The sequence below is a fragment of the Streptomyces sp. NPDC013317 genome (assembly GCF_055563155.1).
This window is the reverse complement of the sequence record NZ_JBVHDX010000001.1, coordinates 815,580-829,987: the sequence shown is the minus strand read 5'-3', so window position 1 is coordinate 829,987 and position 14,408 is coordinate 815,580. Positions and strand designations below refer to the sequence as shown.

8 protein-coding genes are annotated in these 14,408 nt (G+C 71.6%); 2 read left to right on the top strand and 6 right to left on the bottom strand.

All coding sequences use genetic code 11. From position 1 onward, the window contains the following. Positions 1 to 62 precede the first annotated feature (62 nt). Both ACZ3IJ_RS03470 and ACZ3IJ_RS03465 read right to left on the bottom strand, forming a co-directional pair. Positions 63 to 4,127 carry a hypothetical protein gene (locus tag ACZ3IJ_RS03470; RefSeq protein ID WP_467465991.1) on the bottom strand — a complete coding sequence of 1,355 codons (4,065 nt, stop codon included), beginning with the start codon at positions 4,125 to 4,127 and terminating at the stop codon, positions 63 to 65. Between the two features lie 144 nt (positions 4,128 to 4,271). Continuing rightward, on the bottom strand, positions 4,272 to 5,309 hold the full coding sequence (locus ACZ3IJ_RS03465) for a multicopper oxidase domain-containing protein (RefSeq protein WP_467465990.1): 1,038 nt from the start codon (positions 5,307 to 5,309) through the stop codon (positions 4,272 to 4,274). Between the two features lie 196 nt (positions 5,310 to 5,505). Between ACZ3IJ_RS03465 and ACZ3IJ_RS03460 the strand changes: the two genes are divergently transcribed. Continuing rightward, entirely contained in the window at positions 5,506 to 7,998 is a 2,493-nt protein-coding gene (locus ACZ3IJ_RS03460; protein WP_467465989.1) for a ThuA domain-containing protein, read from the top strand. Positions 7,999 to 8,006: 8 nt separating this feature from the next. Beyond that, on the top strand, positions 8,007 to 10,208 hold the full coding sequence (locus ACZ3IJ_RS03455; RefSeq protein ID WP_467466262.1) for an OmpL47-type beta-barrel domain-containing protein: 2,202 nt from the start codon (positions 8,007 to 8,009) through the stop codon (positions 10,206 to 10,208). 55 nt (positions 10,209 to 10,263) lie between these two features. Here ACZ3IJ_RS03455 and ACZ3IJ_RS03450 read toward each other — a convergent pair whose 3' ends face one another. The 4 genes from ACZ3IJ_RS03450 to ACZ3IJ_RS03435 form a co-directional block, all read right to left on the bottom strand. Beyond that, on the bottom strand, positions 10,264 to 12,066 hold the full coding sequence (locus ACZ3IJ_RS03450) for an ATP-binding SpoIIE family protein phosphatase (protein WP_467465987.1): 1,803 nt from the start codon (positions 12,064 to 12,066) through the stop codon (positions 10,264 to 10,266). A 308-nt stretch (positions 12,067 to 12,374) separates the two neighbouring features. Further along, positions 12,375 to 12,890 (bottom strand): DinB family protein, encoded by a 516-nt coding sequence (locus ACZ3IJ_RS03445; RefSeq protein WP_467465986.1) that lies wholly within the window; start codon positions 12,888 to 12,890, stop codon positions 12,375 to 12,377. Positions 12,891 to 13,047: 157 nt separating this feature from the next. Next, entirely contained in the window at positions 13,048 to 13,596 is a 549-nt protein-coding gene (locus tag ACZ3IJ_RS03440; RefSeq protein ID WP_467465985.1) for a GNAT family N-acetyltransferase, read from the bottom strand. Between the two features lie 11 nt (positions 13,597 to 13,607). Then, positions 13,608 to 14,357 carry a class I SAM-dependent methyltransferase gene (locus ACZ3IJ_RS03435; RefSeq protein ID WP_467465983.1) on the bottom strand — a complete coding sequence of 250 codons (750 nt, stop codon included), beginning with the start codon at positions 14,355 to 14,357 and terminating at the stop codon, positions 13,608 to 13,610. Positions 14,358 to 14,408: the final 51 nt, after the last annotated feature.

Genomic DNA, 14,408 nt, shown 5'->3' with positions numbered 1-14,408 from the left:
CGGCGCCCCGGTGGGGGCGGGACAGCGTCCCCCTCCCCCACCGGACACGGCATGGCGGCAGATCAGTTCGTACGGCCCTCCCATGCCCGCGTGAACAGCAGGGGCAGCGGTGTGGAGGGCACCGCGGCCAGGTGGGTCGTCGAACGGTGCTCCCTTGCCAGCGGCAGCAGGCCCAGCTTGGCCGCCTCGATCGGGAGGCGCGGCGGCTTGCGCTCCTGCCATGCTCCCGGCAGGAAGAGTGAGCGGCCCGCGCGTGGACGGGTCGCGCGCACCACACGTCCCGAGGAACCGAGTTCGGCATCGGCGGCCTTGAAACGGGCGGGCTTCCACCCCGTCCACACCTTGACGTTGCGGTCCGTCGGATCCGGCAGGGCGAGCAGCATGAGGTAGAGCGCGGCGGCGTCCTCGCCCAGTCCGAAGGACCGGGCGCACTCCTCGACCAGCTGCGGAACGGAGCGCGTGGGGTCCTGCTCCCAGCCCGGGGGCCGCTCGCCGTCGGCGGCGAGGTGTTCGCCGAGTGCGGCGAAGTCGTCGCTCAGCACCAGCCGCAGGTCCGCGAGGGCGGGCAGCCCGGAAGGGCTGGGCAGCCACTGGGAGGGCAGTACGGAGTCGAGGTACGCGTCCAGCGTCTCCAGCACCGGATCGTCCGGCCCCTTGAGCGCCGCGGGCTCCACGCACACGTGACGCATGTCGTGCGCCGCGTCCGCCACTTCGGTGACCGCCGGATGTGCGGTGAGCGCGTCGGTGGAAGGGGGCGCGCCCATCAGGTAGTTGCTCTGCAGGGAGAAGAGCCGGAGCGGTCCGGAGACCGAGGACCTCTCCTCGCACAGCCTGGCGATCGCCGCGCCGACCGCGGGGCGCAACGGATCACCGGCCGGAGTGCGGTACGCGATCCAGGCGGCGAGCCTGGGCAGGGCCGGCAGCTGTGGCTCACCCGCCAGGCCGGCCCGGTGCCGGTCGAGACACCTCTCCCCCAGGGCGAGGCGACCGAGCAGGGCGGGCAGCCGCAGACTGGGCCACCAGGCCGGGTTCCCCTTGAGCAGCTCCCGGGACAGGGCCGCCTCGCCCTTGGGCAGCAGCGTCTCCTTGGTGGCGAGGGGCAGCAGCGCGGTGGGCACGGGCAGAGGAGTGCCCAGCTCCTCCCGCCACCAGGCGGCGGCGCGGTCCACGTCGGGCCCCGTGGTCCAGAGCTTCTCGGGGTCGTCGGGGAGGAGCCTGTCGTAGAGGGTGGCGACGAAGCGTGGGCCGAGATCGGACAGCAGCCCGTCCGCCGCCTGGTCCGCCTCCGCCCGCCGGACCTTCCAGGGCTCCAGGTCGTAGGAGCCCTGACGGGAGCGGTAGTTGCCCTGCGTCTCCAGCTGGTGTGGCGCGCAACGGACGTGCGCCGTCAGCAGCACGGTCGCCTCGACCGGCGTGAGCCCCAGCTGTTCCGCGAAGGTGTGGGCCAGGTCCGGGCGGGCCGGTGCCGGGCCGTGCTCCCGGTACAGCTCGGCGAACCGGGCGAACCAGGCGGCCGGGCGCACCGGCTCCAGCACCTCGGCATGCGTGAGCTCGACTCCCGCGGACGCCAGCGGGCCGTCCTCGGCGAAGGAACCGTCGGGAGCGTACTCCCACAGCGTCCGCTGGGGGTTCTTCCCTCGACTGGCCAGTACGAAGGAGACGGACGTCGCCGTGCGGTAGACCTTCCCGTAGGCCGGTGCGCGGACCAGGGCACGGCTCTCGGGCGCCTCGCAGCGGACGAGTCGCCACTTCCCCGGTTCGCCGGAGGCGACGGGGTGGGCGGCGTACGGCAGCAGTGCGGGGGCGGCCGAGCCGCGTGGCCTGGAGGAGACGGCGCTCAGGGCGAGCGGCACGGCGAAGGCGTGTGCCGCCATGAAGTGGTCGTGCCGGAAGGACAAGTCGAACGAGGTGCTGGGCTGCTCGAGATCGCCGCCCCAGACCTCCGTCCCCTGGGCCGCGAGCGTCATCATCTGACGGGCTATCCGGGTGAAGGGCTCCACAGGCCCGGCACCGGAGGCCGGACCGGCGTCGCCCTCACCGGGGGTGAGGCGGCGGACGAGCCGCTCAAGGCCGGCACGGCAGTTGACGGCCATGACCACGGCGCGGGCGGCACGGCTGGTGACCGGCTCCCCCAGTTGTGGCAGCGCTTCCATGATCGGTCCGCGATGAGGACCTCGGACACCCTCGCGTTCGACGCCGCAGGGCTGGAGTCCGACCATCGCGGCCTCCACCTCGGCGCGCGTGACGGTGTCCGGCAGCTCGGCCATCAGCAGCGGCATGACGTCCACCGCCGCGAAATCCGCCGCGGCGTCCGGGTCCTTGAGGAGCAGCTCCACCGCCACGCCCACATGGACGAACCGGCCGAGGAGGAGGACCAGCCCCTCGAAGTCGACACCTGCCCGCAGCTTCGCCCGCTCGCGGCCGCACCAGGCACGGATCTCCTCGTGTCCGAGCGGATTGTCGAAGAGGGCGGGGATCGCGTGCCAGCCCTTGGTCTCGTGCGGCTGGTACCAGGCGTTGGACGCCAGGTCCTTGGTGGTCATCTCCAGATCGGCACGCACCCGCGCGCGCAGCGCGTGCGCGAAGCGCGCGTCCGCCTGGAGGTGCTCCAGTTTCGGTCGGCGGCCGAACGCGAGGGCGTACAGCGGTGTCGGGCCGAGGAGCTCCGGCGGGTCGGCGACCGGCGCACCGTGCTCCAGCAGGAGGTCGATCAGGTCGAGAGGCGTCACGCCGTCGCCCCGCTCACCGATCTTCCGATAGCGGAACCGCACGGGGACACCGTCGGCCGCCAGGCGCGGCGCCAGCTTCTCCGCGATCTCGTACATGACGGGCCAGGGGCCCTTCTGCTTGCTGTTCGACCGGACGCACCGGGCCAGCCAGGCAGCGGCCTCGCCGTCGGGCAGGCCCTCGGCCTCACCGGTGAGCTGTGCCAGGGCGCCGGTGCGCTCCAGCAACTCCCGCCACAGGGTGGCGCTGTGGCCGAAGGACCTCGGGCTCAGCTTCAGCACCTGCTCGACCGCCGTGGAGGCGTGCTCGCCCAGGAGGTCCATGGCCGAGCCCTTGAGGCAGTCGGTCCAGAACTTGTCGTCGGTCAGGGAGGGACCGCCGGCGGCGAAGATCTCCCCGAGCAGCGTGGCCAGTTCCCTCTCGGGCTCCAGACCGGCGGCCTTGGCGATCTTGCGCAGGTCGGCGCCGAGCTGCGGGTACACCTCGGACGACGCCCGGAGCCGCCGGACGGCGACCGTACGGAAGCGGTCGACGTCCGTCCGGGTCGCCACCCCCTTGACCGCCAGATCGCGGGCCCAGGCACGCAGCACCGTGGCGGAGAGGGCGGCGCCGTCGGCGAACGCCAGGTAGCGGCCCAGCAGCCACTCGCCGTCGACCTTGCGCGCCTGCACACGCTCGGCGGTCCGGGCCCGCCCGAACCAGGCCGTGGCCATCGCCGGTTCACTCCGCCGCAGGGCCAGGTCGGCCATCTCGTCGAGCAGCGTGATCAGCAGGTCGGGAGCCGACTCCTCCACTCCGTGGAGGACGCTGTCGATCTCGGCCTTGAAGAGGTACCGCCACTCGCCCGTATGCCCCTCCAGGGCGATGACCTTCTCGGTCGCCAGCTCCTCGCGGCCCGGGTGAGCGGCGATGATCCGCTCGGGAAAGGGCAGCGCGCCGTCGGACGGGTCCGGTACGCCGGTGGAGAAGAAGCCGTCCGGCTCCCAGTGCTGCTCACGCATCAGGCGGTCGCGGTACGGGATGAGCTGCTCGGGGAGCAGCTGGGTCAGCGTGCGGCCGTCGAAGCCGGTGTACGTGCGGGCCCACAGCCCGCCTTCGCCCCGCTCGTCCGTGAGCTCGACCTGCTCGGCCTCCAGCGCCTCCCGCCACAGGGGATCGGCGTCGGCCAGCGCACGCGGCACGCCCACCCCGCCCCGCGCCCACTCCTGTGCCCGCTGACGGCACTCCTCGCGCTGATTCCGCAGATGCCTCCGCGCCTCGTGCAGCGCGGGGAGTCCCGGAGCCCCGGCGAGGGCACCGGGACACTCCTTCAGCTTCCGCCCCCGCGGGTTGCGGTAGACGACCTCCAGATCATCCGTCAGCTCTGCTGTGTAGCCGTTCTTTTCGACACGCGTGCCCATGTGCGCCCGTCTCCCCGTGGTGCTGATCGACAACCACACGCTACGCGGCGCCACTGACACCGCCGCGGCTACGTCGACCACCACCCACCGCGCGGCCGCCCGGACGCGAGGGCGGACCGCTGCCGGGGGCCCGGGGGCGCCCCGTCAGTGGTCGTGGGGACCGTCGGTGGAAGGGCCGGTCCGCGGTCTCTCCTCCGCGGCGGCCGTGTGATGTGCTCCGTGGCCGTCGTGGCCCGGGACCGAGCCGTCCGGTTTGGCCACCAGGAACAGGCCGGCCATACCCATGTCGGAGTGGCTCTGGACGTGGCAGTGGTACATCCACGCCCCCGCCCCGACGTGCTCGCCCGCGATGATCTGGAATCCGAAGGAGTCCGCGGGGCCCGTGATCTTGTTGTCGACGACCCGGCTCACGTCGTCGGGGCCGGCGAGCAGACCCGTGCGGTTGTCCGCCCAGCGGTGACCGTGCATATGGAACGTGTGGTAGTACTCGCCGTGGGTGATCATGACGATCTCCACCCGGTCGCCCACCGTGGCGGGGAAGTTGGGCGGGTCGGCCGCAGGACGGTTGTTGATCGTCATGTCGTTGAAGACGATCGTGAACTGCTTGTCCGGCAGGATGTCGCCCTTGCGGCGTACCACCAGGCCGCCGTAGAGACCCTTGCGGATGCCACCGGTCCCGTGGTCCGTGCCCACGACGTGGTCGTGGTAGTGCCAGTACCCGGCACTGCCGGGGCGCCATGTGCCGTCGGAGCGCCGGCCCGGGGCATGGGTGCGCCAGGTGTACGTGCGGGTGGCGCCCGGTTCGACATGGCTGCCGCTCATCCTCGTACCGTCGTTGTCGATGTCGTAGTCCACGCCGTGCGCGTGGAGGCTCACGGGGACGTCCATCAGGTTCTCGAACTCGATGTGAAGGGTGTCTCCCTCGTTGAGTTCGATGAGCGGGCCGGGCACGGTTGCCTTGCCCTTCTCCAGGCCGTACCCCATCCGCCCGTCGGCCAACTTCTCGGCGAACAGCCGGAGATGGCGTACCTGCCCGCCGGCCGGGGCAGTCCTCGGTGTGGCGGCCGTGGCGGCCGTGCCGGGTGCGGCGCTTGAGGTGGAGGCGATAGACAACGATGTCACGCCGGTCGCGGCGACGGCCCCGCCCGCGAGCAGGCGACGGTTGAAGCTGCGTCTGTCCATGTCGAACTCTCCGGTCGTCGGTGGAGATTGACGGGGTGAAGGGCCCCTGGGGACGGCCCACACGGTAGCGGGACGGCCCTCGTTTATCCACGTCCAGGACAAAGTTCGTCCAGTTGCGGTCATAGCCCTTGGCGAACCAGCCAAAGGGGTCTAGCTTCAACGGCTGTTGTTGTGACCTCAGAGGGATGGGTGACCCATGAAGCGCACACCACATCACCGGTCGAGATCAAGAACAGGCCTCGCAGTGGCGGCACTCGGGGCGGCAGCCCTGACCGCCTCCCTGCTCGGCGGCGACCCCGCCTCGGCCAGACCGTATCCGGATCCACCGTCGACCTCCGCCTCGACAACGTTGTCCCTACCGTCTCCGCCAGGCGGCGCCAACGTCCGCGTCCTCGTCTTCCACGGCTCGGCGACCGCGGAGTCGCCGACGGTCGACGCGGGCATCGCGGCCGTCGAGAGCATCGGGCTGACCGGTCCGGCCGCCGGGCGCTTCCGAACGGAGGCCACCGACGACCCGGCGGTCTTCACGGACACCAGGAGGCTCGGCCGCTTCAACGCCGTGGTGTTCCTGACCGGGGGCGGCGACGTGCTCGACCCGGAGCAGGAAGCGGGCCTGGAGGCCTACATGGAGGCGGGCGGCGGCTTCGTCGGAGTCCACGAGGCGGCGCGCACCGAGCCCTATTCCAGCTGGTTCACCGGCCTGGTCGGCGCCCGGCCCACCGGCGCCCCGAGCGGCACCCAGCGTGCGGTGGTGGAGGTCGGCGACCGACAGCATCCGGCCACGAAGTCCCTTCCGCTGGAGTGGAAGCGACCGGACAGGTGGTTCAACTGGGACCGCAACCCGTCCGGCACCGTGCACACCGTGGCACGCGTCCGGGAGGCCTCGTACCAGCCTGCGGCGAGGCCGAACGGCTGGGACCACCCGGTGTCATGGTGCCGTGACTACGACGGCGGCCGGTCCTTCTACACCGCCATGGGCGGCACCGTCGACAGCTACGCCGAGACGGACTTCCGGGACCATCTCCGTGGCGCGATCGCCTGGACGTCCCGCATCTCCCAGGCGGACTGCAAGGCGACCATCGACGCCAACTACACCGCCGAGCGGGTCACCCGGCCCAACCAGCCCGGCCAGAACGACCAGATCGGTGAACCGCACGGCCTGGTCGCCGCGCCCGACGGGCGCGTCCTCTACATCGGCCGCGGCGGCGCCGACTCGAGCGTTCCGGTGGTCACCGACTGGAACAACCCGGACATCGGCAAGGGCAACGGCGAGATCCACGTCTACGACCCGGAGACGAAGCAGGTCACCAAGGCCGGCGCGCTCACCGTCTTCGGCAACAAGGGCGGCGGCGACGAGCTGGTCAAGAACGAGGAGGGGTTGCTCGGCATCGAACTCGACCCCGAGTTCATGACCAACGGCTGGGTCTATCTGCACTACACCCCGCACTCCCGGATCGACCGGGCCGCGCACATGGGCGAGCGGCGGGTCTCCCGCTTCACCCTCGACCTGGCGACGAACCGGCTCGACCTGGCGAGCGAGAAGGTGCTGCTGAGCTGGCCGGTCCAGATCCACAGCTGCTGCCATGCGGGCGGCGGAATGGCCTGGGACTCCAAGGGCAACCTCTACATCGCGACGGGCGACACCAACTCCAGCGGCTCCAGCGGTGGTTACTCGGGCAACAACCCCGCCCCGAACTTCCAGGGCGTCTCCTTCGCTGACGCGCGCCGCACCGCGGGCAACACCAACAACCTCAACGGCAAGATCCTGCGGATCCACCCCGAGGACGACGGCACCTACACGCTCCCCGAAGGGAACCTCTTCACCGGCGAGGAGACCGACGAGGGCGGGGGCAAGACCCGTGGCGAGATCTATGTGATGGGTGTGCGCAATCCCGCCCGCATCTCCGTCGACAGGAAGACCGACATCCTCTACGCGGGCTGGGTGGGCCCCGACGCGGGCGCGCCGTCGACGACCTGGGGCCCGGCCAAGTACGACACGTTCGCCGCGATCACCAAGGCGGGGAACCACGGCTGGCCGTACTGCATGGGCAACAAGCAGCCGTACCGGGACCGTGGCCTGACGGATCCGGGCAAGCCGCTCGGCTGGTACGACTGCGACGCGCCGAAGAACGAGTCGCCGAACAACGACGGCCTCGTGAACCTGCCGCCGGTGACGTCGAACACGATCTGGTACTCGCCCCAGGGCGGCGGCGTCGACTACCCGCGCGACGCGAACGGGGTCCCGAGCTACAAGCAGGAGGAGCAGAAGCTGCTCCTCCCCTGGCTCAAGGGCGGCGGGCAGGCGACCATGAACGGCCCGCTGTACCGCTACGACGCGGCGAGCGAGTCGGCCGTCAAGTGGCCGTCGTACTGGGACGGCAAGTGGTTCGTCGGTGACTTCTACGACGGCGAGCAGCCGCGGCACGCCGTGCTGACCGACCCGAAGACCGTCGGCAAGGGCGGTCTGCCCGTCCACGCCGAGTCCCTGAAGAAGATCATCCCGGTCGGGCAGGGCGGCATCCGCAACCTGATGGACTGGAAGTTCGCCCCCGACGGTTCGCTGTACGTCCTCGACTACGGGCGGGGCTTCTTCACCTCGCACCCCGACTCCGCGCTCTGGCGCGTGACCTACAAGGGCGGCGGGCCCACGCCGGCCGCGGACCGGCTGGCAAGGAGGGCGACGCGGTGACGACGATCATGAGACGCAGAGGCGGAAGGCTCTGGGCGGCCCTGCTGGCCGCCGTGGCGATGGTCGTCGGGCTGACCTCGGCATCGGCCTACGGCAGGTCCGACGACGGACGGCGGTCCGCCGCGGCCCAGGTGCTGACCTGGAAGGCGGGTGACCCGATCGACCGCTATCTGGAGTTCCCGACCACGGCGGTGGCCGGTGCGACGACCATCGTCTTCGAGAACAGCGCGGCCACCGGCAACACCACCGGCATGCCGCACACCCTGACGTTCGACGTCTCGGACCCCGAGTACAACAACGACGTGCCGCTCAACATCCTGGCCAACCCCGGCGACGCGAACGGCGGCCGGCACACCGCCGAGGTGACGCTGACCCCGGGCCGGTACCTCTTCAAGTGCACGATTCCCGGTCACGGTCAGATGCAGGGCATCCTCACGGTCACCGAGGGCGGCGGCGAGGACGCCACAGCGCCGGAGACCACCGCGAAGGTCGAGGGTGACCGCAACGCCGACGGCGCCTACATCGGCCAGGCGACGGTCACACTCGGTGCGACGGACGCCGGTTCGGGCGTCGACAAGGTCGAGTACGCGGTCGGTGCCGACGGCCCCTGGCAGCCGTACACCGTTCCCGTCGTCGTCGACCAGGTCGGCGCGCACACGGTCCGCTACCGGGCGAGCGACAAGGCGGGCAACACGGCCATCGAGAAGACCGCCGCGTTCACCGTCGTCGCCCCGCCCACCGACGACACGACGGCGCCGGAGACCTCGGCGACCGTGACCGGGGAACAGGACGCGCAGGGCCGCTACCTCGACATGGCCACGGTGACGGTCACCGCGTCCGACACCGGCTCGGGCGTCAACACCATCGAGTACGCGGTCGGCGACGGCGCCTGGACGCCGTACACCGCCCCCGTGATGGTGCACGAGGCGGGCGCCCACACCGTCCGCTACAAGGCGACCGACAAGGCCGGCAACGCTGCGGCCGAGAAGTCCGTCGACTTCACGGTCGTCACGCAGCCCGACCCCGACACCACCGCCCCCGTGGCCTCCGCCTCAGTCGCCGGCGTACGGAACTCCGACGGGGCGTACATCACCAGCGCCACGGTCACCCTGTCGGCGACGGACGCGGACTCGGGCGTCGACCGGATCGAGTACTCGCTCGACGGGGGCCCGTACCTCGCGTACACCACGCCCGTGATCGTCGACCGCGTCGGCCACCACACGGTGCTGTACCGGGCGACGGACAAGGCGGGCAACACCTCCGCGGCCGGGAGCATGGCCTTCACCGTCGCCGAGGGCGGCGGGGTGCCCGCGCCGAACTGCCCCGAGTTCGACGAGCGGTCGACCGTCATCGTCGGGACCGTCGACACCGGCGTCCCGAACCGGATGACGAACAGCCGCTGCACCGTCAACGAGCTCATCGAGGACGAGAAGGACTGGGCGTCGCACGCGCTGTTCCTCAAGCACGTCGACACGGTGATCGACCGGCTCCTCGCCGACGGTGTCATCGACACGCGCGAGCACAGGAAGATCTACCGCGCCGCCAAACAGTCAGGCATCGGCAAGCCGGGCCAGACCGAGGGCTACCGCGACCTGTTCGACGGCACCGCGGCGAGCTTCTCGAAGTGGCAGCACGTCGGCGGCGGCCGGTTCGCCCTCGGCGCGGACGGGGCCATGACCAGCAGCACCACCGTGCCGGGCATGGGCATGCTGTGGTTCCCGCAGCGGCAGTACGGCGACTTCTCGCTCAAGCTGCAGTGGCGCGACGACGCCCCCGGCGCCGGGAACGCCAACGGCGGTGTCTTCGTGCGCTTCCCGTACGTCCACGACAACCCCGAGGAGACCCGTCCCGAGTGGGTCGCCATCAAGTACGGCCATGAGATCCAGGTCCTCGACCGGCCCGACGGCGACATGTACAAGACGGGCTCGGTCTACGGCTTCGACCGCGTCGGCCTCGCCGGCGCCGGGGTGACGCCCAAGGGCACCTGGAACGACTACGAGATCCGGGTGGAGGGCCAGCACTACTCGGTCTTCCGCAACGGCAAGCTGATCAACGAGTTCGACAACACCGGCGGCCAGGTGTTCCAGCCCCCGCGCGGCGACGACCCGGGCACGGACGGCAGGCGCTACGCCTCCGGCTACGTCGGGCTCCAGGTCCACGGGACGACGGACGTCATCTCGTACCGCAACATCCGGGTGAAGGAGCTGTAGACCGCGAGGGCACGGGCCCCTCCCCCCGAATCCGGGGGGAGGGGCCCGTGCCGTACTAGGAGGGCAGGTTCTGCTCCGCCCAGACGACCTTGCCGGTCACGGTGCGGCAGGAGCCCCATCTGCGGCAGAGCATGTTGATCAGCTGGAGCCCGCGGCCGCCCTCGTCGCTCAGGTCCGCGTGCTGGATCTGGGGCAGGTCCGGGCCCGTGTCCGAGACCTCCACGACGAGGCGCTCGCCGCGCAGGAGCCGTAGCCGGCCCGGGCCGTTGCCGTAGCGGAGCGCGTTGCCCACGAGTTCGGAGACGACGAGTTCGCAGGCGTCGGCGAGCTCCGTCAGCTCCCATGCGGCGAGCTGGTCCGTGACCAGGCCACGGGCGACGGAGGCCGCGCGTCCCTCCCGCGGCAGCTGCCACTCACGCAGGTCGCCCGGGGTGCGGGCGGCGGTCGTCGCGACGAGATGCACGGCCTCGTCGAAACGGGCGGTGCCGGCGGGAGCGCATCCGATCAGTCCGCCCGCTTCGAGGGCCTCGGGCGTCAGGGCACGTGCCGCCGCCCGCAGACGCTCCAGCTGATGGTCCAGGTCCGCGTGCCGGGACTTGACGAAGCCGTCGGTGTACATGACCAGTTGGCCACCCGCCGGGACCTCGAGGACGACCGGGTCGTACGGGATCACTCCCGCGCCGAGCGGTGCGCCGATCGGCACGTCCACGAACGCGGCGGAGCCCTGTCCGTCGAGGAGCAGCGGCGGCAGATGCCCGGCGCTGGCGAGGGTGTACGTGGCGTCCGCCGGATCGAAGACGGCGCAGAGGAACGTGGCGACCTGCTCGTCCTCCAGGTCACGCGTGGCGAGGTCGAGCCGGGCCAGTACGCGCTCCGGGGCCATGTCGAGGGTCATCAGCGTCCGGGCGACCGCCCGCAGGCGCCCCATGGTGGCGGCGGCGGGCAGCCCGTGGCCCATGACGTCACCGACCATGAGAGCCGTACGTCCCCCCGGCAGGGCCATCACGTCGTACCAGTCGCCGCCGGCCCCGTGGTGGGCCGTCGACGGCGCGTACTCGGCGTGGACGCGCAGCCCCGGAGTCACCGGCGTCGCGCGCGGCAGCAGAGTGCGCTGCAACGTGACGACGTGCTCGCGCTCGCGCCCGTACAGCCGGGCGTTGTCGATGTAGACGGCGGCCTGGGAGGCCAGCTGCTCCGCGAGCGCGAGGTCCGTCGTGGAGAAAGGCCGCGTTCCGGGGCCGCGTACGAAGTCCGCGCTGCCGAGCAGCAGCCCGCGGGCGATCAGCGGCACCGCGAGGTAGCTGTGCACCCCCGCGGCGCGCATGGACGCGGCGGCGCTCGCCGTCGGCGCGACCTTGGCGAAGTCGGCGTCCCGCATCCGGCTCACCAGCACCGGCCTGCCCTGACGCAGGCAGTACCGGTGGAGAAGCGTCTCGTGAGTCTCCTCGGTCCGGGCGAAGGTCTCGCCCACCGGGGTCGGTTCCAGGGAGGACAGCGACTCCACGGCGGACAGCGCGGTGGCCCGCATGAGCGGGACGCCCGTACCCGTCCAGCGCGAGCCCTCCTCGCCCCGCAGGACACTCTCCAGGATGTCGACGGCGGCCCCGTCGGCGAAGCCGGGCACGGTGAACTCTGCCAGCTCCTGGGCGGTGCGCTCCAGGTCCAGGGTGGTGCCGATCCTGGACCCTGCGGAGTTCAGCCAGGCGAGCCGGCCGCGTGTGGTGAGACGGTCGAGGGGGACCTCGCCCCCGGTCCGGCTGCCGAGCCGCCCGCGCGCCCCGGCCGAACGGTGCACCGTGGTGCCCTGTCCGGCTGAGGCGCGGATGGTGAGGCGCCGTCTCCCGTTGCCACCGTTCACTCTTTCGGCCTCCAGACAGGAACTCGACCGCTGCTGGTGCACATCATGCACCGAGCCGCGCGCCGAGGCCGATCGGGTCGCCCTCAAGGGGAGTACCGCCGCCGCGATACCGGCGTGTCGGCAGTCGGCGTTCGGGGCCGGGGTGACGCGTCCGGCGTGTCGGGTCCTGCACGTCGGGTCCGGCGTGTCGGGTCCTGCACGTCGGGTCCGGCGTGTCGGGTCCGGCGTGTCGGGTCCTGCACGTCGGGTCCTGTGTGCAGCCGGCGCGCCGGGGTTTCGGCGCGCCGTCGCTTCGGGGCCGGGCGCTGCTAGACGCCGGTCCGACCGTCGACGAGTTCACGCACGATGTCGAGATGGCCGTTGTGGCGGGAGGTCTCCTCGACGAGGTGGAGGATCACCCAGCGGAGGTCGACGTGATCGCCACTGCGGATGGGGCGCTCGGCCTTCGCGTCGAGGTCGTGCTCGGCGACCACGCCACGGAACCTGGCGCTCTGCTCCTCGTACTCCGCGAGGAGCTGATCGAGCGGGATGTCCACCGCGACGCGCATCTCGGGATCGGGGTCGTCGTCGGTCGCCTCGGTGAGCGGCCCCGCGAGTTCCCCGCCGAGGAACACCACGTCGAACCAGTAGTGCTCGACCCACCGCAGGTGGTTGATCAGCCCGCAGATCGTCATCAGCGGCGAATGAGGGAGGGGAGCCTTGCGGGCGTCCTCCGCCGACACGCCCTCACATTTGGCGCGCGCCGTGTCACGGGCGTAGTCGAGGAAGGTGGCCAGCTGAGTGCGCTCGTCCCAGGCGGGAGGCGTATCGGTTCGTCGAGTCATCGCGGGAAGTGTGCCGCAGGGCAGCGAGGGTGTCGAGAGGATTTCGGTCCCCTCGGGCCCGGACACGGACAGCCGACCCCAGCCCAGGTTTCCCTGCCGCCCAACTCGCCTCACCCGTAAGGCGCTTCCGGTGCCACGCCGCACGACCTTCGCCGGGCTACTCCGGCCGGATCGCCTCGACCGGAAGCTCGAAGACGAGATCGAGTCCGTCGTGCTCGTTCCCCCGCTCGCCGACGCGGGTGAAGCCGAAGCCCGCGATGGTGGCCAGGGAGGCGCTGTTGTCGGACCGGATGGTGGCCCGCACGGTCCTGACGCCGGGTTCCCCGGCCGCCCTGACGAGCAGCGCCCTCACCATGGCGCGGGCATAGCCCTGGCGGCGGTACTGGGGCGCCACGGTGTAGCCGATTTCGACCACACCGGCCTCGTCCGGCGGCCCGTGGAACCCGGCGTCGCCGACGACGGTGCCGTCCGGCTCGGAGACCGCCGCCCGGGCGATCCAGGGCGCGGCCGAGGGGTCCGTGGCGATCTGATCGGCGCGGTAGCCGAATATCCAGCGGGCGCGTTCGCCGACGAAGTAGTCGTCGAGAAGGACACCGGCCTCGGCGCTGCCGGCCGCGAGGTCGCCGTCCGCGAGCGCACGCAGCGCCAGGGGGCTGAGCTCGACGAAGCGGACGCGCTGGGGAAGGGAGAGCGATTCGTTGTTCATCGTGCAGATGCTCACCCGAGCGCCGGAGACCTGTCCAACGCTTTCGGCTCAGGTGGCGGCCCGTCTGCCTGGACTGCCTGCCCGGCCTTGGCTGCCCGGCCCGCCCGCTCTCGCTGGAGCTTACGGGCGAGGAGGTGGACCTCCTGGAACTGCCGACGGTCGGTGGGCAGGGGTTCGCGGACCATGCGGGCCGCCTCCGACAGCCCGGCCTCGCGCAGCAGAGCGGCGAGGTGATCCGGACACCACCGGTAGGCCGGTGCGACCGCGTGGTCGAGGACCTCCGTCGGACGAGACGGATCGTCGCCCGCCCAGAAGCCGATCAGCAGGTGTCCGCCGGGTGCCAGCACACGGTGGAACTCACGGAGGATGACGGGGAGTTCGCGTGGCGGGGTGTGGATGATCGACCAGCGCGAGAGCACGCCGCCGAGCGCACCGTCGGCGATGTCCAGCGCGGCCATCGAGCCCACGTCGAACCGCAGGTCAGGGCAGGCCTGTCGAGCCGACGCGATCATCGCGGGAGAGGCGTCGACGCCGAAGGCGTTCAGGCCCAGCTCGGACAGGTAGGCGGTGACGTGGCCGGGTCCGCACCCCAGGTCCGCGACCTGACCGTCTCCACCCGCCCGTACGGCCTCGGCGAAGGCTCCCAGCATCGCGCGGTCGAGGGGAGCGTCGGCCAGCGAGTCGCGGAAGAGCCGCGCGTAGGTGGAGGCGGCGGCGTCGTAGGCGTCGCGGGTGGCGGTGAGGGAATCGTGGTCGACCATGCTCGCGACCGTACCGCCCCGGCGCCGAGGCGAGCCGGGAGAGTCACGTCT

Excerpts from the sequence above, each read along its gene's own strand:
- ACZ3IJ_RS03470 (WP_467465991.1), bottom strand. The coding sequence starts at position 4,127 with ATGGGCACGCGTGTCGAAAAGAACGGCTACACAGCAGAGCTGACGGAT.
- ACZ3IJ_RS03460 (WP_467465989.1), top strand. The coding sequence starts at position 5,506 with ATGAAGCGCACACCACATCACCGGTCGAGATCAAGAACAGGCCTCGCA.
- ACZ3IJ_RS03465 (WP_467465990.1), bottom strand. The coding sequence starts at position 5,309 with ATGGACAGACGCAGCTTCAACCGTCGCCTGCTCGCGGGCGGGGCCGTC.
- ACZ3IJ_RS03435 (WP_467465983.1), bottom strand. The coding sequence starts at position 14,357 with ATGGTCGACCACGATTCCCTCACCGCCACCCGCGACGCCTACGACGCC.
- ACZ3IJ_RS03445 (WP_467465986.1), bottom strand. The coding sequence starts at position 12,890 with ATGACTCGACGAACCGATACGCCTCCCGCCTGGGACGAGCGCACTCAG.
- ACZ3IJ_RS03455 (WP_467466262.1), top strand. The coding sequence starts at position 8,007 with ATGAGACGCAGAGGCGGAAGGCTCTGGGCGGCCCTGCTGGCCGCCGTG.
- ACZ3IJ_RS03440 (WP_467465985.1), bottom strand. The coding sequence starts at position 13,596 with ATGAACAACGAATCGCTCTCCCTTCCCCAGCGCGTCCGCTTCGTCGAG.